This window comes from Streptomyces sp. Tu 2975 (assembly GCF_009832925.1).
In the GTDB taxonomy this organism is placed as follows: Bacteria; Actinomycetota; Actinomycetes; order Streptomycetales; family Streptomycetaceae; genus Streptomyces.
Map to the genome: position 1 here is coordinate 1689769 of NZ_CP047140.1, position 20511 is coordinate 1710279.

A 20511-nucleotide genomic window follows, 5' to 3' on the forward strand; every position below is an offset into this window, starting at 1 on the left:
GTCTCCTCCCCCGCATGACACCCTTCCGTGACCGCAATCCGGTCGTGATCGGCGCGGTCGGCATCACCACGCTCGCGCTGCTGACGGCCGCCGCGTTCAACGCCGACAGCCTGCCGGTGATCGGCAACGGCGACACCTACAGCGCGGCCTTCTCGGAGGCCGGCGGGCTCAAGCCGGGCGACGAGGTGCGCATCGCCGGGGTCAAGGTCGGCAAGGTCGACGAGGTCGACCTCGACGGCAGCCATGTGAAGGTCGTCTTCCGCGTCAAGGGGGACCCCCGGTTCGGCACGAGGACCGGCGCGGCCATCCGGATCAAGACGATCCTGGGCGCCAAGTACCTGGCCCTGCAGCCGAAGGGGTCCGGACAGCTGCGGCCCGGCAGCGAGATCCCGCTGGAGCGCACCACCCCGGCGTACGACGTCGTCCAGGCCTTCAGTGATCTGACGACCACCAGCGAAAAGGTCGACACCGAGCAGCTGGCGAAGGCCCTGGACACCATCTCGACGACCTTCGAGGACTCGCCGGAGGAGGTACGCGCCTCGATCAAGGGCCTGTCCGCAATCTCGAAGACCGTGGCCTCGCGTGACGAGGACCTGCGTGAGCTGCTGAAGCACGCCGACTCGGTCACCAAGGTGCTCGCGGAACGCTCCGGCGAGTTCACCACCCTGGTGAAGGACGGCGATGCCCTGTTCAAGGAGATCTCGCGGCGCCGGGCGGCGATCCACGCGCTGCTCAAGAGCTCGGCCGCGCTGGGCATCCAGCTCTCCGGCCTGGTCGCGGACAACGAGAAGGAGATCGGCCCGGCGCTCGCGGGGCTGAACCAGGTGGTGCGGATGCTGGAGCGCAATCAGGCGAGCCTCGACCGCAGCGTCGCGCTGCTCGCGCCGTACGTGCGGGTCTTCACCAACACCCTCGGCAACGGCCGCTGGTTCGACAGCTACATCCAGAACATGGTCGCCGCTCCGGTGGTCCCCGGACAGGAGGCTCGCGATGAAGGCCCGCATCCGTTTCGACCCGAAGAGCCGTACGGCCCGGCTGACGGCCGCCGCGGTCGCCACGGCGCTGCTGGTCTGCGTCGCGGTCGTGCTGTGGCCGCGCGAGGAACCGGTCCGCGTCACCGCGTACTTCCCGCGCACCGTGGGCATCTACCCGGGCTCCGACGTGCGGGTGCTCGGCGTACGCGTCGGCGAGGTCACCGAGATCGTCCCGGAGGGCGGCCGGGTGCGCGTGGAGCTCGAGTACGAACCCGGGCGCAGAATCCCCGCCGACGCACAGGCCGCCATCATCAACTCCTCGGTGGTCAGCGACCGTTACGTACAGATGCTGCCGGTGTACCGGAGCGGGCCCGTGATGCGCGACGGCGCGGTGATCCCTCAGAGCCGCACGGCCGTGCCGGTGGAGCTGGACCGGGTCTTCGACAGCCTGCACACGACGGCCGAGGCGCTCGGTCCGAAGGGCGCCAACAGGGACGGTTCGCTCGCACGGCTGCTGGGGGTGAGCGCCGCCAACCTCGACGGCCAGGGCGAACAGATGCACCGGACGGTGGAAGACCTTTCCCTCGCGGTCACCACGTTGTCCGACGGCCGGGACGACCTGTTCGGCACCGTGCGCAACCTTCAGGTGTTCACCGCGGCACTCGCCGCCGACGACAAGAGCGTGCGGTCGTTCAACGACTCTCTCGCCGCGGTCGCCGATCAACTCGCCGGCGAGCGCAAGGACCTCGCGGCGGCGCTCAAGCACCTGGGGGTGGCGCTCGGCGACGTCTCGAGGTTCGTGAAGAACAACAAGCAGGCGCTGACCGAGGACGTGGAGGGACTCAGCAAGGTCACCAAGGTGCTGGTCACCCAGCGGGCGGCGCTGGCGGAGCTGCTGGAGGTCGCGCCCACCGGCCTGTCGAACCTCCAGAACGCCTACAACCCCTCGTCCGGCACCCTCGACACCCGCAACAACCCCGACCATCCACAGGACCCGGCGGCGCTGCTGTGCTCGCTGCTGAGGACCACCGGCGACGCAGGGGCAAGAACCCCGACTGCGCGGAGCTGGACAAGCTGTTCGACTCGCTGCCCAAGGTGCCGAACTCCGGCCCCGTGTCGGGCACCGGCCAGGTCGACCGGACGCTCGGCGGAATCCTGGAGGCACGCGCATGAGCGCACCCCGCAGGCACAGGACCGTGGCCCTGGTGACGGCCATGGGCTCCGTGCTGCTCACCGGCTGCGACTGGGGCGGCCTGTACGACGTGAACCTACCTGGCGGCGCGGCTGCCGACGGCAACGCCTACCACGTGACGGCCGACTTCAGGGACGTCCTCGACCTGGTCCCGCAGTCGGCGGTGAAGGTCGACAACGTCACGGTGGGCGCGGTCGAGAAGGTGGAACTGGTCGGCTGGCACGCCCGCGTACGCCTGCGTATCGCGGACGACGTGAAGCTGCCCGGCAACGCCGTCGCCGAGCTGCGGCAGACCAGCATGCTCGGGGAGAAGTACGTGGCCCTGTCCCCGCCGGTGGGTATCGAGGCCAGTGGGCGGCTCATCGACGGCGCGCGCATCCCACTCTCGCGCACCGGGCGCAACCCCGAGATCGAGGAGGTGCTCTCCGCCCTCTCCGCGCTGCTGAACGGCGGTGGTGTGGCGCAGCTCAAGACGATCACCGTGGAGCTGAACAAGGCCCTGGAGGGCCGGGAGAACCGGGTCAAGGAGCTGCTCGGCGAGCTGGACACGTTCATCGGCGGGCTCGACAAGCAGCGCAAGGAGATCGTCCGGGCGCTCAAAGGCATCGACCGGCTGGCGAAGCGGCTGGCCGCCGAGAAGAAGACGATCGCGCAGGCCGTGGACACGGTCCCCGGCGCGCTGAAGGTCCTGGCCGATCAGCGCAGCAACCTGACGGCGATGCTGACCTCGCTCTCGGAACTGGGGAAGACGGGCACCAAGGTGATCAACACCTCCCGCGCGGACACGGTGGCCGACCTCAAGAGCCTGCAACCGATCCTGCAACAGCTGAACAAGGCCGGCAGCGATCTCCCCGACTCGCTGGAGCTCCTGACGACCTATCCGTTCCCCCGGAACGTGACGGGCGCCATCAAGGGCGACTACGTCAACCTCAAGATCACCGCGGACCTGGACCTCGCGAGCGTCTACGGCAACCTCGCGGAGGAGCCACCCGGACCGGGCCCGAAGGACCCCGGGCTGCCGGCGGTTCCCGGCACGCCCGACCTGCCCGAGGTGCCCGGCCTGCCGAAAGCGCCTCTGCCGACCGCGCCTCCGGAGGTTCCCGGCGCACCGACGCCGGGCGCTCCCCCGCCCCCCGGCGGTGACGGACCGCTGTGTCCGCCGGTGTGCACCGGCAGCCAGGTCGCCCACGGGGGCGGCGACGGACGCCGGCTGCCCGCGGGGATCGACCTGGCACTGGCCGAACTGATGCTGAAGGGGATGCAGCCGTGATCACTCGTACGGTCAGGGCCCAGTTGATCGCCTTCGCCGCGGTCACCGCGGTGGGGTGCTCGTACGTCGGCGCCCGCTACACCGGCGTGGTGGACGGCCTGCTGGACCGCCGATACACCGTGCGCGCCGACTTCGCCGACTCCGGCGGCATCTTCCAGGGCGCCGAGGTCACCTACCGGGGCGTTCCGGTGGGCCGGGTCGCGGAGTTGCGGCTCGCCGGCACGGACGGCGTCTCCGTGGCGCTGGACATCGAGGACGGGACCCGGATACCGGCGGACACGCTGGCCGTGGTGGCGAACCGTTCCGCGGTCGGCGAGCAGTACGTCGACCTCCAGCCGCGCCGCTCCGGCGGCCCGTACCTGGACGAGGGCAGCGAGATCCCGCGCGCCGACACCAGGGTCCCGCTGCCCACGACGGCGCTCGTCCTCAGCCTGGACCGGCTGGTCGACTCGGTCGGCAAGGACGACCTGCGGGTCACGGTCGACGAACTCGGCAAGGCGTTCGCCGGCACCGGGCCGCATCTGAGCAGGCTGGTGGACTCCGGGAACCTGCTGGTCGAGTCGGCCTCGAAGAACCTGCCGGAGACGACCTCGCTCATCGAGGACTCGCGGGTGGTGCTGAAGACACAGAGCGACAAGGGGTCGGCGATCACGTCGTTCTCCCGCGACCTGGCCGCGCTGACCGCGGAGCTGAAGGCTCGCGACGGCGATCTGAGGCGGCTGGTCGGCAATACCGCCCCGGCCGCGCAGGAGGTCGACTCGCTGCTGAGGTCCAACGAGACCCATCTGCCGGTGCTGCTCTCCAACCTGATCAGCGGCGGCCAGGTCACCGTGGCGCGCCTGCCCGGTGTGGAGCAGGCGCTGGTGACGTTCCCGGTGATCGTCGCCGGCAGCTACACCGTGATCCCCGGCGACGGCACCACCCACTTCGGCTTGGTCGTGAACGCCGACGACCCGCCGCCGTGCCGCCAGGGTTACGGCACCGACCGGCGCGACCCGGCGGACACCTCGCAGCGGCCCGCCGACCGTGAGGCGCGCTGCACCGAGCCGCGTGGCAGCGGTACGTCCGTGCGCGGCGCCCAGAACGCGCCGGGCCCCTCCGGGCCCGGTGGCGAGCGGCAGGCGGCACACGTCACCCCGTACGACCCGGAGTCCGGCACCCTCGCCGGTCCGGGCGGCACGCTCCTCGAGATCGGCTCGACGGGCGGAGAACAGAGCACGTTCGGAAAGGACTCGTGGCAATGGCTGCTCGTGGGACCGATGGCATGAGCGCGGGCCGTGTTTTCGCGCGCACGGTGATGCCGCTGCGGCGACTCGGCGGCAGGCTCGCCACCGCGGCGGGGCGCGGCAGGGTGACAGCGGTGACGCTGGCCGTGGCGACCGTCGCCGTGACGGCGCTCAGCGGCTGGCTGTGTCTCCAGGTGTACGAGCAGCGGGCGGAGGTCCGCCGGCACCAGGACATCCTGGCCGCCGCCCGCCGGTCCGCGCTGAACTTCACGTCGCTGGACCACCGGCACTACGACCGGGACAGCGCGAACGTGCTAAGGGGCGCGACCGGTGAATTCAAGGAGCAGTTCGCCTCGCAGACCGCCGAGTTGACGAAGTTGGTGGCGGCCAACAAGTCGGTCTCCGAGGGGCAGGTGCTCGAGGCGGGCATAGCGCGGGCCGACGAGCGCTCGGCACGGGTGCTCGTCGTCGCCGACAGCAAGGTGACGAACAAGGCCGCGCCCGAGGGGCAGTCCCGTACCTACCGGCTGCAGCTCGACCTCGTGCTCGAGAAGGGCCGCTGGCTGACGTCCCATGTCGAGTTCGTCGGCTGACCCGCCGAACGGCACGCCCGAGAGCACACCCGTACCAGCAGCAGTGAGGAGCAAGACCGTGGCGAACCCGACCATCCGGGGCCGTGGCTCCACCTCTCCCGGCCGTCGCGCCATGTCTGCGGCCGCGCGTGCGGCCGCCAAGCGGTCGGACCGCGTCCGGCCGGACACGGGCGGCTCCGCCGTGCCCGAGACGCCGCGCCCCGCCGGTCCCCGGCGGCTCGAGGCGCCCGACGACGCGTCGCAGGCCCGCCGGGACGAGAACCAGCATGTGGGGCCTGTCGTGCTGGCGGAGGAGGCCGCTGCGCTTCTGCCGGAGCGTCGCCGACGCCGGCGCCGGGCGCGGCTCTGCGCCCTGCTCGCCGTCCTGGTGATCCTCGGGCTGACCACCGTGGGCGTGCTGGGGTGGGAGTACGCCGAGGGGCGGCGTACCGACGCGGCCCGGACGCAGGCGGTCGCGGCGGCGCGGAAGGCTGCGCCGTTGGTGCTGTCGTACGACCACCGCAGGCTGGAGGCGGACTTCGCCGCGGCGCGCGGCCATCTGACCGGCGCCTTCGAGGAGGAGTACGGCAGGACCACGAGCAAGGTGGTGGGGCCCACCGCGAAGAAGTACCGCGGGGTCGTCAAGGCGAGCGTGGTCGCGCCTCCCGACGGCGGCGCGCCCGCCGCTTCGGTGGTGTCCGCGTCCCCGGACCGTGCCGTGGTGCTGCTGTTCGTCAACCAGGTCACCACCAGCACGCAGGTCACCGGGTCGCGGGTCGATCTGAACCGGGTCCGGATGACGATGACCCGTACGTCCGGCGGCTGGAAGGTGAGTGCCGTCGACGCGCTCTGAGGACCACCCCCACGACGCGGGGGGACGCCCCCGACCCCCCGCACGCCTCCCGAGCAGGGACGGAAGAAGGCCTGACCCGCCTTCCGACGGCCCGCTCGGGAGGCGCTTTTTCGTGGTCGCTCTTGACAGCCGTCACCCCGTCCGGAGATCATTCCGTCAGACAGAAAGAGACTTCCGCAATACGGAAGGGGCGCACAACCCCATGGGATACAGCGACCACCGCTACGACGTGAACCTCTCGATCCTCTTCACGGAACTCCCGCTGCTGGAGCGCCCGGCGGCCGCCGCCGCGGCCGGCTTCACCGCGGTCGAGCTGTGGTGGCCGTGGATCGAGACCCCCACCCCGCCGCAGGCCGAGCTCGACGCCCTCAAGAAGGCGCTCGACGACGCCGGCACCCAGCTGGTGGGACTGAACTTCTACGCCGGGCAACTGCCCGGCCCCGACCGCGGCGCGCTCTCCGTGCCCGGCGACGAGTCCGACCGCTTCCGCGCCAACATCGAGGTGGCGGCCGACTTCGCGGCGTCCGTGGGCTGCAAGGCCCTCAACGCCCTCTACGGCAACCGTGTCGACGGCGCCGACCCGCAGGTCCAGGACGCCCTCGCCCTGGAGAACCTTGTGCTCGCCGCCCGCGCCGCCGACCGCGTCGGGGCGATCCTGCTGGTCGAGACGCTCAACAAGCCCGAGTCGCCGCTGTACCCGCTGGTCAGCGCCCCGGCGGCGATCGAGGTGATCGACAAGGTAAACGCCGCGACCGGTCTCGGCAACGCCAAGTTCCTCCTGGACATCTACCACCTGTCCATGAACGGCGAGGACGTCGCCCGGGTCATCGAGGAGTACGCCGAGAAGACCGGCCACGTCCAGATCGCCGACAACCCGGGCCGCGGCGCCCCCGGCACCGGCTCGCTCCCGCTGGAGCAGCTCCTCGACGACCTCAGGAAGGCCGGCTACGAGGGCTGGGTCGGCCTGGAGTACAAGGCCGGCGACCGGCCGAGCGCCGAGTCCTTCGACTGGCTGCCGGCCGGGGCGCGCGCCGCCCGCTGACGTCCCTGACACGCTTTTCAGAGAGGTACCCCCCGATGAGCACCCTTCCCAAGATCGCATGGATCGGACTCGGCATCATGGGCTCCCCCATGTCCGAGAATCTGCTGAAGGCGGGCTACGCCGTCACCGGCTACACCCTCGAGCAGGACAAGCTGGACCGCCTCGCGGCGGCCGGCGGTACCGCGGCCGGCTCGATCGCCGAGGCCGTCAAGGACGCCGACGTCGTCATCACCATGGTCCCCGCCTCCCCCCAGGTCGAGGCCATCGCCTACGGCCCCGACGGCATCCTGGAGAACGCGAAGTCCGGCGCGCTGCTGATCGACATGTCGTCGATCACGCCGCAGACCTCCGTCGACCTGGCGGAGAACGCCGCCGACAAGGGCATCCGCGTCCTCGACGCCCCCGTCTCCGGCGGCGAGGCCGGCGCCATCGAGGCCGTGCTGTCCATCATGGTCGGCGGCGAGCAGTCCGACTTCGACACCGCCAAGCCGATCCTCGACGCCCTCGGCAGGACCATCGTGCTGTGCGGCCCGCACGGCTCCGGCCAGACGGTGAAGGCCGCCAACCAGCTGATCGTCGCCGTCAACATCCAGGCGTGCGCGGAGGCCGTGGTCTTCCTGGAGAAGTCCGGCGTCAACCTCTCGGCGGCGCTCGACGTACTCAACGGCGGCCTGGCCGGCTCGACGGTCCTGACCCGCAAGAAGGACAACTTCCTGAACCGGGACTTCAAGCCCGGCTTCCGGATCGACCTGCACCACAAGGACATGGGCATCGTCACCGACGCCGCCCGCAACGTCGGCGCGGCGCTGCCCGTCGGCGCGGTCGTGGCCCAGCTGGTCGCGTCGCTGCGCGCCCAGGGCGACGGCGGCCTGGACCACTCGGCCCTGCTGCGCGCGGTCGAGCGCCTCTCGGGCTCGCAGGCCTGACCCCGCCCCACCCGGCCGGCCCGGGGTGGCGGCCGGCTCCCTGACCGGCCCCTTCCGGGCCCACCCGGCCAACCGCGTGTGGGGGACCGCCCGTTGTCCACCACCCACGAGGCCCCTGCCCAGGCCGACCACGGCCCGGGTCACAGAAGGCCCACACCGCGGCCGGCCCTCACCGGGCAGCAACCACCCAGGGCCCCCGCCCAGGCCCACCACGGCCACGTAGAAGGGGCCCACCCCGTGATCGGCCCCACCGGGCAGCAACCATCCAGGATCCCTGCCCAGGCTGACCACGGCCCCCGCAAGCTTCCGGTCGGTGTCGGCGCTGACACCTGTCCTGTCGCGCCCAGGCGTCGGCACCGACCGGAACCCCTCCCTTCGTTTTCAACAAACTGTTGACGTTTCGTTCGGCTCGTATTTACGCTCCTCGAACCGTCCCCAGTGCAGCTCCCGTACGGAAGGTCACGATGTCGAAGCGCGTGCTTACGACCGAGTCCGGCGCCCCCGTCGCCGACAACCAGAACTCCGCCACCGCCGGCGTGGGTGGCCCCATCCTCCTCCAGGACCAGCACCTGCTGGAGAAGCTCGCGCGCTTCAACCGTGAGCGCATCCCGGAGCGCGTGGTGCACGCCCGCGGCTCCGGCGCGTACGGGTACTTCGAGGTGACCGACGACGTCACCGGCTACACGAAGGCGGACTTCCTCTCCCAGGTCGGCAAGCGCACGGAGACGTTCCTGCGCTTCTCCACCGTCGCCGACTCCCTCGGCGGCGCGGACGCGGTCCGCGACCCCCGGGGCTTCGCCGTGAAGTTCTACACCGAAGAGGGCAACTACGACCTCGTCGGCAACAACACCCCGGTGTTCTTCATCAAGGACCCGATCAAGTTCCCCGACTTCATCCACTCCCAGAAGCGCGACCCCTTCACAGGTCGTCAGGAGCCGGACAACGTCTGGGACTTCTGGGCGCACTCCCCCGAGGCGACGCACCAGGTGACCTGGCTGATGGGCGACCGCGGCATCCCCGCCTCGTACCGCCACATGAACGGCTACGGCTCCCACACCTACCAGTGGACCAACGAGGCGGGCGAGGCCTTCTTCGTGAAGTACCACTTCAAGACCAACCAGGGCGTACGCTCGCTCTCCTCCGAGCAGGCCGCGGAGCTGGTCGGCAAGGACGCCAACTCGCACCAGACGGACCTGCTCCAGGCAATCGAGCGCGGGGTGAACCCGTCCTGGACGCTGTACGTGCAGGTCATGCCGGCGGCGGAGGCGGCCGACTACCGCTTCAACCCGTTCGACCTCACCAAGGTGTGGCCGCACGCCGACCACCCGCTGCAGCGGGTCGGCCGCCTCGTCCTCGACCGCAACCCGGACAACGTCTTCGCGGAGGTCGAGCAGGCAGCGTTCTCCCCGAACAACATCGTCCCCGGCATCGGTCCTTCGCCGGACAAGATGCTCCAGGGCCGGCTGTTCGCCTACGCCGACGCCCACCGCTACCGCCTCGGCGTCAACCACACCCAGCTGCCGGTGAACGCGCCGAAGGCGACCGTCGCGGACAACTACGGCCGTGACGGCCTGATGGCGACCCGCAACGGCTCGCGTCACGACAAGAACTACGAGCCCAACTCGTACGCGGGCCCCGCCCAGACGGACGCGGCGCTCTCCGCCCCGCTCGCGATCCACGGCTGGACCGGCACACACGCGGCACCGGCTCACGTCAAGGACGACGACTTCTTCCAGGCGGGCGAGCTGTACCGCCTCATGTCGGAGGAGGAGAAGGGCCGTCTCGTCGCGAACATCGCCGGCGGTCTTTCCCAGGTCACCCGCGACGACGTGATCGAGAAGAACCTGGCCCACTTCCACGCCGCCGACCCCGAGTACGGCAAGCGCGTGGAGGAGGCGGTCCGCGCCCTGCGCGAGGACTGACAGCGAGACCGCGCCCGGGGACCGACGGGAGGTCGACCCCTGGGCGTGAGCCCGCAGCACGAACCCGGATGAGGGGTGGTGCGTGCAGCGGGCTGAAGCGAGGACCGCGGCGGCGTGCGATGCCAGTGCGGTGGTGAAGGCCCCCGGACCCGTTCTGACCTGAAGAACGCGCTCCGGTCTGCCGATCGCCCCGCCGCGGTCCCCTCTTCCATCTCTCCAAGACTCCGCCCGGCGGCGCGAACGTCCTGTCGCGCCAGCCTCGCACCGTCGGGCGGCCACAACGTCACAGACAGGGTGCACGGTCCGGTACGGTCCCGTGCCGCGCGCCCGGGATCAGGGTCCGGCCGTCGCACAGAGGCCGGGCCCTGATCCACGTCGTCGCCCTGCACCGCGCCCGCGTCCGCTCCGGCTCAGCGCACCTTCTCGCCGGCGGCCAGCGTGGCGATCATCCGGTCGAGGCGGGCCGCCCGTGTCCGGGGGGTCGTGGCCTTCAGCAGGTTCAGGATCACCATGTACCGGTCCGACCTGCCGAGGCCCTCGAAGGTCTTTCGCGCCGGGGTGTTCGCCTCGAGCGCGGCGGCCAGGTCCGCGGGCACCGTGGCGTCGCGCTGCGACGCGTAGGCGGCGTCCCACCGGCCGTCCGCCCGGGCCGCCGCCACCTCCGCGAGGCCCGGCTCGCGCATCCGGCCGGCGGCCGTCAGCGACTCGACCTTGTCGATGTTCACCTGCGACCAGGTGCTCCGAGGCCGACGGCGGGTGATCTTCTGGAGGTAGTACACGTCGTCGTACGAGCGCCTCAGACCGGTGATCCAGCCGAAGCAGAGCGCCGCGTCGTTGACCTCGTCGGAGGTCGGTGAGGGGATACCCGAGCCCTTCTTCGCGAGCTTGAGCCAGGCGCCCGGTGCCGTCCCGTGATGCTCCTCCAGCCAGGCCTCCAGCCCCTCCGGCTCGGCGAAGCCGAGCAGTGGCAGACCGTCCAGCGTTTCCATCGCCACCTCCTGACGGCCACGCTAAAGCACGGAACGCCGCACGTCCCGGCGCTTGTCAGGGCGCCTCAAGGATCACCGACGCGAGAGGTGGAGCAGTACGGGCGACGCAGCAGCGGACAGGCGTGGGTCGGCTCGGCGAGCAGCGCCGCCCACGGTTCGGCACGGCGGTCTCCGCAGCCGGACCTCCGCGCGCAGCCGCCGCAGGAACGCGGGAACGTCGGTGGTCACCGGCGCCCCGGGGAAGCGAGAGGTCCATCGCCTCGCCGCTGTCCCGCCGGCCCGGGCCGACACGGGTCCGGCAGTGGGCCGGCCCTTCGGCGTCGATCCACGGGTAGTGCCGTTCGAAGGCTTCGATACGCCGCCGCATGAGGTCGGGGCGGGAGCTCGGTGAGCGACGCTGCGACCGCCCCGACGTCGGCCGCAGCCGGCGGAAGTTGCGCGAGACATTCGACGTCCTCGAGCTCGCTCAGGACGGCACGAGGACACTCGTGGGCAGCGTCCCCGAGTCGGCGACCACCGGGGCCGAGGACGGTGTGCCGGGCATCGCGGTGTCGCCCATGCGGGAAGAGGACCGCCACCTGGCGTGGGACGCGGAGGGCCGGCTGTGGGCAACGGCTGTGGCGCATTCCCGTCGACGGCCCGGAGGCGGGCGCCCGGTGGCGTACTTCAAGGACACGTACGGGCGGCTTCGCACCGTCGAGGAAGGTTCCCGGCGGGAACGCCCTGTGGGTGTCCACGACGAACACCGACCGCAACGGCGGCGAGCCCGACGGTTCCGACCAGGTGTTCGAGGTGGAGTTGACGGCACCGGCGCGCTGAGCCGGCGGGCGGGTGCCGGGACATGACGGACGCCCGGTCCGAGGAGGCGGACCGGGCGTCCGGCGGCGTCAGACCTTCAGCGGCCTGATCGCGGTCGGGGCGTGGCCCGGCTCGGTGGCGATCTCCTCGAACTCGGTGACGTCACTGATGTCCGCGGTCTTGCTCATCGCGATGTTGGTGACGCGCTCCAGGATCGCCTCGACCACGACCGGGACCCGGTACTCGGCGGCGAGCTTCTTCGCCTCTTCGAAGGCCGGCAGCAGCTGGTCCGGCTCGGTGACGCGGATCGCCTTGCAGCCGAGGCCCTCGACGACCTTGACGTGGTCCACGCCGTAGACGCCGATCTCCGGGGAGTTGATGTTCTCGAACTCCAGGTTGACCTGGAAGTTGATGTCCAGGCCGGCCTGCGCCTGACGGATCAGGCCCAGGTAGGAGTTGTTCACCAGGACGTGGACGTACGGGATGCGGTGCTGCGCGCCGACCGCCAGCTCCTCCAGCATGAACTGGAAGTCGTAGTCGCCGGACAGGGCGACGACGGAGGCCTCGGGGTCGGCCTTGGCCACACCCAGCGCGGCGGGGATCGTCCAGCCGAGCGGGCCGGCCTGACCGCAGTTGATCCAGTGGCGCGGCCGGTAGACGTGCAGCATCTGGGCGCCCGCGATCTGCGAGAGACCGATGGTGGTGACGTACCGCGTCTCCGGCCCGAACGCGCGGTTCATCTCCTCGTACACGCGCTGCGGCTTGAGCGGCACGTTGTCGAAGTGCGTACGCCGCTGCAGCGTCGCCTTGCGCTCGTTGGTGGCGTCGACCCACGCCCGGCGGTCGGGCAGCCGGCCGGCGGCCTTCAGTTCCTTCGAGACCTCGACGAAGAGCTCCAGGGCGGCCTTCGCGTCGGAGGCGATGCCGTAGTCGGGGGCGAAGATCTTGCCGATCTGGGTGGGCTCGATGTCGACGTGGACGAACGTGCGGCCCTTGGTGTAGACGTCGAGCTTGTAGCCGGTGTGACGGTTGGCCCAGCGGTTGCCGATGCCGAGGACGAAGTCGGACTCGAGGAAGTTCGCGTTGCCGTAGCGGTGCGACGTCTGGAGGCCGACCATGCCGGCGTTCAGCTCGTGGTCGTCCGGGATGGTGCCCCAGCCCATCAGGGTGGGAATGACGGGCGTGCCGGTGATCTCGGCGAACTCGACGAGCAGGTCCGAGGCGTCGGCGTTGATGATGCCTCCGCCGGCGACGATCAGCGGACGCTCGGACTCCAGCAGGAAGCCGATGGCCTTCTCGATCTGGGCCCGGGTCGCGGCCGGCTTGTAGACCGGCAGCGGCTCGTACGTCTCCGGGTCGAAGTCGATCTCGGTGAGCTGGACGTCGATCGGCAGGTCGATCAGGACCGGGCCGGGGCGGCCGGAGCGCATCAGATGGAAGGCCTGCTGGAACACGCCGGGGACCTGCGCGGCCTCCAGCACGGTCGTGGCGGCCTTGGTGACCGGCTTGGCGATCGAGGCGATGTCGACGGCCTGGAAGTCCTCCTTGTGGATCACGGAGGTGGGGGCCTGGCCGGTGATGCACAGGATCGGGATCGAGTCGCCGATCGCCGAGTACAGCCCGGTGATCATGTCCGTGCCGGCGGGGCCGGAGGTGCCGATGCAGACGCCGATGTTGCCCGGCCGGGTACGGGTGTAGCCCTCGGCCATGTGGGACGCGCCCTCGACGTGGCGGGCGAGGGTGTGCTCGATGCCGCCGCCGGCCTGGAGGGCCTTGTAGAAGGGGTTGATCGCTGCGCCCGGCACACCGAACGCGTGGGTGACGCCTTCACGCTTGAGGATCTCAACTGCCGCACGGGCGGCGGTCATTCGAGGCATGGGGTGCTCCTGCTTCGGCCTGTCGGATCTGGTCGGAACGGGCTCTGTCGCGCCACCTGAGAGCAGCTATTCCGTATAGTGGAAGTTCAGTTTTGCTATACGGAAGCAATGTAGGGCGCGGTCCGGGCCACGTCAAGGGACGCCCATCACGACGGCCGACGGCCCGCCGAGTCGGCGAAGTACCTCGCCAACGAGGCGCGGTTGATGGACGATGGGGGCAACCGAGGAGAGGAAGAGAGGCCGCGATGACCGAGAGCGTGCCGGTGCGCTGCCCGGTCTGCCGCCGCGACCACCTCTTCGCGGCACCCGTCTACCCGTGCCCGTGCGGCGCTCCGCTCGCGGCGCCCCTGCTGCGAGCCGCCCGGCCGGAGCCCATAACGCACCGCACCTGGACGGACGAGTGGGTGACGGTCCGCTGCCCCGAGTGCGACCGCCAGGACCAGTGGCCCCAGCCCGAGCTGGGCTGCCCGTGCGGCACGGTCCTGCGGGTCCCCGTCCGGCCCGTCGGCACACGCCCGGTGCCGGCCTCCGCCGAGGGGCCGAGTCGTCTCCGGCGCCCCTGGCACATACCGCTGCCGCGCACGGCGGTCGCCTCCCGGCCCTCCTTCCGGCCGGTGACGATCCGCAACGCCCGCGACGCGGTCACCGCCGCGGCCCTCTACCTCAAGTGGCTGGGCTTCCGCGACGTGATCCAGCCCGAGGTCCGCCCCGTGTCCGGCATCGACCTCAGGGGCCCCGGCATCGTCGCCCAGGTCGATCCCACGACCAGACCGGCCACCCTGCGCGCCGTCGAATGCCTGTGGCTGAACGGCCTCAGCTCGTCCTCCGCGAGCGTCTTCTTCTCCCTCGCGGGCTACGCGGACGACGCACGCGCCCGCGCCGACCAGCTCGGCGTCCCCCTGTTCGTCATGGACCTCACCGGCTGCCCGCAGCCGGTCAACGCCCCTGCTGACGAGCTGATCTCCACGGGCGTGTGACGCCCCGCCGGCGCGGCCGGCGCCACCCTTCCCCCGCTCTCCTGGTTCTACGGTCCGTTCAGCGACCGGGGCGCCTCACCGGCCGGTCGACGGCGTGACGACGTTGATGTTGAACGTGTGGCCGCCCACACCGGCGGCGATCCCCATGAAGAGCAGCGCGAAGTGCTCCTGTCCCCGTGCGGTGGTGATGCCGCCGATGTCCATCAGGGAGGCGGACGGCCATCCGAGGTCGGCGAGGTCACGGTGGAGCCGGCTCGTGAGCTGCTTCGCGGCCGCGCTCTCACCGGAGAGGAAGACCGTGCCGGGACCGCCCAGGCCGTCGGAGTGCGCCATCACGGTGGAGTCCGGCCGGGTTCGTTCCTGTCCCGCGGCCGGTGCGACCCGAGAACCACCTCGTGTCCCGCGTCGGACCAGCCGGCCGCCAGTGCTCGGGCCACGTTGCCTGTGCCAAGAATTCCGATACGCATGGCGCGACGCCAACTGCGCCGCCGACCCGGCGGGATCGGGCTCGAGGCCCGGACGTGGTGGGCCTCATGACGTAGGTCCCGCCACGCCCGGACCGGCCGTGCACCGGACCCGGCCCGGTCCGGTGCGCGGCGCTGTCCGGTGCGCGGCGCTGTCTCAGGCGTCCCCGAAGCGGCGCCGCAGTTCCACCTTGCGGACCTTGCCGCTCACCGTCATGGGGAAGTCCGTGAGGACCTCCAGGCGGCGCGGGATCTTGTAGTGGGCCAGCCGCTCGCGGCAGAACTCGGCGATCTCCTCCAGCGTCGGGGGTCCGCCGGGTCGCGCGGGATCACGCAGGCGAGGATCTCCTCGCCGTAGCGCTCGTCCGGCACGCCGACCACCTGCACGTCGGCGATCTTCGGGTGCGCGTAGAGGAACTCCTCGATCTCCCGGGGGTACACGTTCTCGCCGCCCCTGATGATCATGTCCTTGATGCGGCCGACGATCTGCACGTAGCCGTCCTCGCGCATGACGGCAAGGTCGCCCGTGTGCATCCAGCGGCCCGCGTCGACCGACTCCGCGGTCTTCTCCGGCTCGTCCCAGTAGCCGAGCATCACGCTGTAGCCACGGGTGCACAACTCGCCCGCCTCGCCGCGCGGCAGGGTCACGCCGCTGACCGGGTCGACGATCTTGACCTCGATGTGCGGCATGACGCGGCCGACGGTGCCCGTGCGGCGTTCCAGATCGTCGTCGCGCCGGGTCTGCGTGGAGACGGGGGACGTCTCCGTCATGCCGTAACAGATCGACACCTCGGCCATGTTCATCTCGGCGACGACCCGCTTCATCACCTCTACCGGACACGGGGAGCCCGCCATGATGCCGGTGCGCAGGGTGGAGAGGTCGTAGGAGGCGAAGTCGGGCAGGTTCAGCTCGGCGATGAACATCGTCGGCACCCCGTACAGGGCGGTGCAGCGCTCCTGCTGCACCGCGCGCAGGGTGGCCGCCGGGTCGAAGGAGGGCGCCGGGATCACCATGCACGCGCCGTGGGAGGTGGCGGCGAGATTCCCCATGACCATGCCGAAGCAATGGTAGAAGGGCACGGGGATGCACACCCGGTCCTGCTCGCTGTAGGCGATCATCTCGCCGACGAAGTAGCCGTTGTTGAGAATGTTGTGGTGGGAGAGGGTGGCGCCCTTCGGGAAGCCGGTCGTGCCCGACGTGTACTGGATGTTGACCGGGTCGTCGCACGACAACTGCGCCTCCCGGGCTCGCAGTTGCTCGTCGGCGACGCCGGCGGCCGCCTCCAGCAGCATGTGCCATGAGCTGTCGGCGATGTAGTGGACGGCGCGCAGCCCCGCGCACTTGGGGCGAACCGCGTCGACCATGGCGCGGTAGTCGCTGCTCTTGTGCGTCTGCGAGGCGACCAGCAGCGAGACCCCGGCCTGGTTCAGTACGAACTCGAGCTCGTGCGCCCGGTACGCCGGGTTGATGTTCACCATGATCGCGCCGATCCGGGCGGTGGCGTACTGGATCAGCACCCACTCCGCGCAGTTGACCGCCCAGATCCCCACGCGGTCACCCTTGCCGATGCCCGAGCCGAGGAGTCCGCGGGCCAGCACATCGACGGCGGCGTCGAGTTCGGCGTAGGTCCATCGGGCGCCGGCCGCCACGTCGACCAGCGCCTCCCGGTCGGGGTGCGCGGCGGCGGTACGCGCCAGGTTGCCGCCGATCGTCTCGCCGAGCAGCGGAGTGCTGCTGACGCCGTGTGCGTACGAGAGTGTCATCGCAGGTCGCCTTCCGTGTACTCGGCGGCGGAACCCTGGGCCGTGCGCTCCCTCAGCTCGATCCGGCGGATCTTCCCGGACACGGTCTTCGGCAGCTCGGCGAACTCCAGCCGGCGGATGCGCTTGTACGGGGCGAGCACCGCGCGCGAGTGCTCGAAGATCAGCTTGGCCGTGTCGGGCCCGGGCTCCCAGCCCTCCGCGAGGACGACGTACGCCTTCGGGACGGCGAGGCGCACCGGGTCGGGGGCCGGCACCACCGCGGCCTCCGCCACCGCCTCGTGCTCCAGCAGCGCGCTCTCCAGCTCGAAGGGACTGATCTTGTAGTCGGATGCCTTGAAGACGTCGTCCGACCGGCCCACATAGGTGATGTAGCCGTCGGCGTCGCGGGAGCCGATGTCGCCCGTGCGGTAGTGGCCGCCTGCCATCGCCTCCGCCGTGCGCTCCTCGTCACCGTGGTACCCGGTCATCAGGCCCACCGGCCGGCCCGACAGGTCCAGGGCGATCTCGCCCTCCGCCGCGCCCGGTTCACCGGTGACCGGGTCGAGGAGTTCCACCTGATAGCCGGGGCTGGGCCGGCCCATCGAGCCTGTCTTGAGGAGCTGGCCGGGGCTGTTGGACACCTGCACGGCCGTCTCCGTCTGGCCGAACCCGTCGCGGACGGTCACGCCCCACTCGCGTCGCACCGTCTCGATGACCTCCGGGTTGAGCGGCTCACCGGCCGCGACGACCTCCCGCGGCGGCTTCCGCAGCCGGCTCAGGTCGGCCTGGATGAGCATCCGCCAGACCGTCGGCGGGGCGCAGAAGCTGGTGATCCCCTCCCGGTCCATCTCGGCCATCAGCCGGCCCGGGTCGAAGCGCGTGTAGTTGTGGATGAAGACCGTCGCCTCCGCGTTCCACGGCGCGAACAGGTTGGACCAGGCGTGCTTGGCCCAGCCGGGCGAGGAGATGTTCAGATGCACGTCGCCGGGCTTCAGGCCGATCCAGTACATGGTCGCGAGATGACCGACCGGGTACGACACATGGGTGTGCTCGACGAGCTTCGGCCGCGCGGTGGTACCGGAGGTGAAGTACAGCATCAGCGTCTCGTCCGCGCGGGTGGGGCCGTCGGGCTCGAAGGTTCGCGGACTGTCGTACACACCGCTGTAGGGCAGCCAGCCGGGGTGCTCGCCGCCGACCACGATCCGGCCGTAGTCGCCGGGGACGTCGTCGAACTTGCCGGTGTCCTCCAGGCGCACCACGACATGCCGCACCCGGCCGCGCTCGATCCGGTCGCGCAGGTCCGCCGGGCCGAGCAGCGGCGTCGCCGGGATCATCACGGCGCGCAGCTTCATCGCGGCGAGCGCGGTCTCCCACAGCTCGACCTGGTTGCCGAGCATGACGAGGATCCGGTCACCGGCCCCGACCCCCTGGGCGCGCATCCAGTTCGCAGCCCGGTCGGACCGGGCGGACATCTCGGCGAACGAGAACCGGCCGCTCGTCCCGTCCTCCTCGACGATCCGCAGGGCGGGCGCGTCGTTGCCCTCCGCGATGACGTCGAACCAGTCCAGCGCCCAGTTGAAGTGCTCGAGGCGGGGCCACTCGAAGCCCTCGTACGCGCGTACGTAGTCCTCCCGGTGCTTCAGCAGGAAGTCCCGAGCGGCCCGGAACCTCTCCGTCGCGCTGCCAGACGTCATGTGTCCTCCTCGTTGCGGGACCGGCCGTCCACATCGTGTAATCGGTGACCCAGGGCTCACTACCGTTCCTATTCAGTGAGCAGGAGTGGGTCTTGGACCCGTTCCTGGTCGCTGCGGACATCCCGAACGGTTTTGGGTGTCCTGGTCGCCCGCGTTCGCTCCGTGTCCGGTGGCACGGATCGGGTCCGTGGTCCGGGAATACGGGGGCGGGGTCCCTCACGCCCTGGGGTGTCCGAGCCGGCCTGGACGGTCCGATGCCCGCATCCATCGCTCTGGTGAGTGCGGGGCAGTGCCGTCCGTCGCCGGACCGGATAGCCCTGGGCGCGTCGCCCGATCGCGATGCTCGCCGCATCGTGACGGGTGGTCTTACGGGTGGCGTGGGTGAGCGGCTTCTGCCAGTGCTGGGCACCCCACTTTGAGGTGTAGGCGGGGTCGACGGCGACGATGGTGATTCCCGTGGCGTCGGCCATGGAGGTCAGACGGGCGCGGAGCCGGCCGGTGGGCATGCCGGAGACCAGCTGCCTGAACCGTTTCCTGCTGCCGTGTTTCTCCCGGGTCTTCTCGGCGGTGAAGTCGAGGTCCTCGACGGCGATGGCCTTCACGCCGCAGGATGTGGCCCAGTGCAGCAGCCGGGTCAGGGCGTGGCGGACCTGGGCGTCCCGGTGGCCTGCGGGTCCGGTGAGGTCGTAGGGGAAGCGGCGCGGGCTGCCGCACGGGTTGCCGTGGGTGTCGAGGCGCCAGGCGGCCAGGTGGTCGGCGTTCATGTCGACCCCGATCACCCCGTCGGCCAGGGCCGCGGCCAGCGGAAGGGTCTTCGATACCGGGGTCTGCCAGGAGGCGGTCACATACCAGCGGCCGCGGTCCATGTCGTGGTGGATGCGGTAGGCGACGGCCCGGTTCGCCGCCGCCCGGTCGGCCCGTTCCTGCCCTCGGTGCGCGAACACCACCCGGCCGGTCAGGACGTACCGGCCATGCGGAGCGTTGGCCAGATGGGTGAGCGGGGCGGGGAGCCGGATGCTGACCTCACCCTCCGCACTGATGCGGATGGTTTCGTTCCCGAACCGCTTTCCGGACTCCCCGTCCGCCTGCGCGAACCAGCGTGCCGCCTTCCAGCGTTCACGCCACTGCGCCTCGGTGAGCCCGGCGGTGGGCAGGTGGTGCCGCATGCGGGACAGGCGCTTACCGCCCCGCACCACGTGCACGGTCCCCGCCTTCCAGGCGGCCCGCTCCCGCGCCAGCCGGTCCTCCAGCAGGTGCAGGCGCCGCGACTTGGCGTGCCACTCCCGCCGACTGCGGTAACCACCCGGAGCCTTCTTCGTGCCCTTCTCACCGACGGGCAGTGACAGCCGGTGCCGCAACGTCCGCACCCCCGCCTCCAGGGACTGGATGTGGGCGAGGGCGCAGCGGCGGGCCAGCGCCCACTGATCGTGCGTGGCTTTGGTGATCGCGCCCGCCCACCGGGCCGACGACTGCGGCGTCAGCTCCCGCTTGCGCACCGCCCACGCCTGCGAGTCGTGGGCCAGACCGTCACGGCAACGCACCTTCAGGTCACGACCGGCGAGCGCGCCCAAGTGGACGCCCACCTGGCGCAGCACCTCCACATCGCCGGCGGTGAGCTGTTTGAGCCGGGTACGGATCGCCACCCCCGACGGGCCCGGCGCGATGAACGGCGCCGCAAGCTCCCGCAGACCACCCACCCCCGCCCCCCGACACGTCCCGAACAGCCGCTCCCCCTACCCAACGAGCGCAACCCGTAGAGGTCACGCATTCGATCCACGGACTCCCGTTCCCTCCCCAGCCACAACAGAGCACAATCCCCCGACCACACACTTCAGCTCACTCACACACGCCAGAACACACTCATGGAGAGTCAAAAACCAGCAAGCACGCGTGACAGGAACCGGCGAAGCGGCCGAGATGCGGGCGGCGCTGCTCCGGCTGCGGTGGTGGCGGCGCGCCGCGCGGGCCTGCTGCCGTGACGGGCGCCGCCCG

General features: G+C 70.9%; 12 protein-coding genes and 5 pseudogenes. 10 read left to right on the forward strand and 7 right to left on the reverse strand.

Annotated elements, in window-relative coordinates:
• Positions 1–14 precede the first annotated feature (14 nt).
• The 9 genes and pseudogenes from GLX30_RS07445 to GLX30_RS07485 form a co-directional block, all read left to right on the forward strand.
• Positions 15–860 (forward strand): annotated as a pseudogene (locus GLX30_RS07445) (MCE family protein); the annotation flags it as partial.
• A 130-nt stretch (positions 861–990) separates the two neighbouring features.
• Positions 991–2147, forward strand: a pseudogene (locus GLX30_RS07450) (MCE family protein).
• Complete coding sequence (locus GLX30_RS07455) at positions 2144–3436, forward strand: MCE family protein (RefSeq protein WP_208545562.1); 1293 nt, start codon at positions 2144–2146, stop codon at positions 3434–3436. Before GLX30_RS07450 ends, GLX30_RS07455 begins: the two are co-directional and overlap by 4 nt.
• Entirely contained in the window at positions 3433–4704 is a 1272-nt protein-coding gene (locus tag GLX30_RS07460) for an MlaD family protein (RefSeq protein ID WP_159685112.1), read from the forward strand. Before GLX30_RS07455 ends, GLX30_RS07460 begins: the two co-directional genes overlap by 4 nt.
• The gene (locus GLX30_RS07465) at positions 4701–5255 is read left to right on the forward strand and encodes a hypothetical protein (protein WP_244258054.1); all 555 of its coding nucleotides are present in this window, start codon (positions 4701–4703) and stop codon (positions 5253–5255) included. The genes GLX30_RS07460 and GLX30_RS07465 overlap by 4 nt, the downstream gene beginning before the upstream one ends.
• Before the next feature lie 58 nt (positions 5256–5313).
• Positions 5314–6087: a hypothetical protein gene (locus tag GLX30_RS07470; protein WP_159685115.1), complete on the forward strand. Its 774-nt coding sequence runs from the start codon at positions 5314–5316 to the stop codon at positions 6085–6087.
• Between the two features lie 202 nt (positions 6088–6289).
• Positions 6290–7129 (forward strand): TIM barrel protein, encoded by an 840-nt coding sequence (locus GLX30_RS07475; protein ID WP_159685118.1) that lies wholly within the window; start codon positions 6290–6292, stop codon positions 7127–7129.
• A gap of 35 nt (positions 7130–7164) precedes the next feature.
• Positions 7165–8055 carry a 2-hydroxy-3-oxopropionate reductase gene (locus GLX30_RS07480; protein WP_159685121.1) on the forward strand — a complete coding sequence of 297 codons (891 nt, stop codon included), beginning with the start codon at positions 7165–7167 and terminating at the stop codon, positions 8053–8055.
• A gap of 464 nt (positions 8056–8519) precedes the next feature.
• Complete coding sequence (locus tag GLX30_RS07485) at positions 8520–9977, forward strand: catalase (RefSeq protein ID WP_159685124.1); 1458 nt, start codon at positions 8520–8522, stop codon at positions 9975–9977.
• A 410-nt stretch (positions 9978–10387) separates the two neighbouring features.
• On the opposite strand, the gene GLX30_RS07490 is transcribed toward GLX30_RS07485, so the two are convergent.
• From GLX30_RS07490 to gcl, 3 genes and pseudogenes are all read right to left on the reverse strand, one after another.
• Positions 10388–10966, reverse strand: coding sequence for a YdeI/OmpD-associated family protein (locus tag GLX30_RS07490; protein WP_159685127.1), 579 nt, complete (start codon positions 10964–10966; stop codon positions 10388–10390).
• A 241-nt stretch (positions 10967–11207) separates the two neighbouring features.
• Positions 11208–11379, reverse strand: a pseudogene (locus tag GLX30_RS35100) (pyrroloquinoline quinone biosynthesis protein C); the annotation flags it as partial.
• Between the two features lie 474 nt (positions 11380–11853).
• A complete protein-coding gene (gene gcl, locus GLX30_RS07500) occupies positions 11854–13641 on the reverse strand; it encodes a glyoxylate carboligase (RefSeq protein ID WP_159685130.1) in 1788 nt (595 codons plus the stop codon).
• A 245-nt stretch (positions 13642–13886) separates the two neighbouring features.
• Between gcl and GLX30_RS07505 the strand changes: the two genes are divergently transcribed.
• The gene (locus GLX30_RS07505; RefSeq protein ID WP_159685133.1) at positions 13887–14618 is read left to right on the forward strand and encodes a hypothetical protein; all 732 of its coding nucleotides are present in this window, start codon (positions 13887–13889) and stop codon (positions 14616–14618) included.
• Positions 14619–14693: 75 nt separating this feature from the next.
• On the opposite strand, the pseudogene GLX30_RS07510 reads toward GLX30_RS07505, so the two are convergent.
• From GLX30_RS07510 to GLX30_RS07525, 4 genes and pseudogenes are all read right to left on the reverse strand, one after another.
• A pseudogene (locus tag GLX30_RS07510) lies at positions 14694–15085 on the reverse strand (NAD(P)-binding domain-containing protein).
• A gap of 154 nt (positions 15086–15239) precedes the next feature.
• Positions 15240–16846: pseudogene (locus GLX30_RS07515) on the reverse strand (AMP-binding protein).
• Positions 16843–18519, reverse strand: a complete 1677-nt coding sequence (locus tag GLX30_RS07520) for an AMP-binding protein (protein ID WP_159685136.1) — start codon at positions 18517–18519, stop codon at positions 16843–16845. Before GLX30_RS07520 ends, GLX30_RS07515 begins: the two are co-directional and overlap by 4 nt.
• Positions 18520–18587: 68 nt before the next feature.
• The gene (locus GLX30_RS07525) at positions 18588–20216 is read right to left on the reverse strand and encodes a transposase (protein WP_159685139.1); all 1629 of its coding nucleotides are present in this window, start codon (positions 20214–20216) and stop codon (positions 18588–18590) included.
• Between the last annotated feature and the right edge of the window lie 295 nt (positions 20217–20511).

Coding starts and splice junctions, on each gene's coding strand:
- GLX30_RS07490 (WP_159685127.1), bottom strand. CDS start 10,966: ATGGAAACGCTGGACGGTCTGCCACTGCTCGGCTTCGCCGAGCCGGAG.
- gcl (WP_159685130.1), bottom strand. CDS start 13,641: ATGCCTCGAATGACCGCCGCCCGTGCGGCAGTTGAGATCCTCAAGCGT.
- GLX30_RS07485 (WP_159685124.1), top strand. CDS start 8,520: ATGTCGAAGCGCGTGCTTACGACCGAGTCCGGCGCCCCCGTCGCCGAC.
- GLX30_RS07465 (WP_244258054.1), top strand. CDS start 4,701: ATGAGCGCGGGCCGTGTTTTCGCGCGCACGGTGATGCCGCTGCGGCGA.
- GLX30_RS07475 (WP_159685118.1), top strand. CDS start 6,290: ATGGGATACAGCGACCACCGCTACGACGTGAACCTCTCGATCCTCTTC.
- GLX30_RS07480 (WP_159685121.1), top strand. CDS start 7,165: ATGAGCACCCTTCCCAAGATCGCATGGATCGGACTCGGCATCATGGGC.
- GLX30_RS07505 (WP_159685133.1), top strand. CDS start 13,887: ATGACCGAGAGCGTGCCGGTGCGCTGCCCGGTCTGCCGCCGCGACCAC.
- GLX30_RS07520 (WP_159685136.1), bottom strand. CDS start 18,519: ATGACGTCTGGCAGCGCGACGGAGAGGTTCCGGGCCGCTCGGGACTTC.
- GLX30_RS07455 (WP_208545562.1), top strand. CDS start 2,144: ATGAGCGCACCCCGCAGGCACAGGACCGTGGCCCTGGTGACGGCCATG.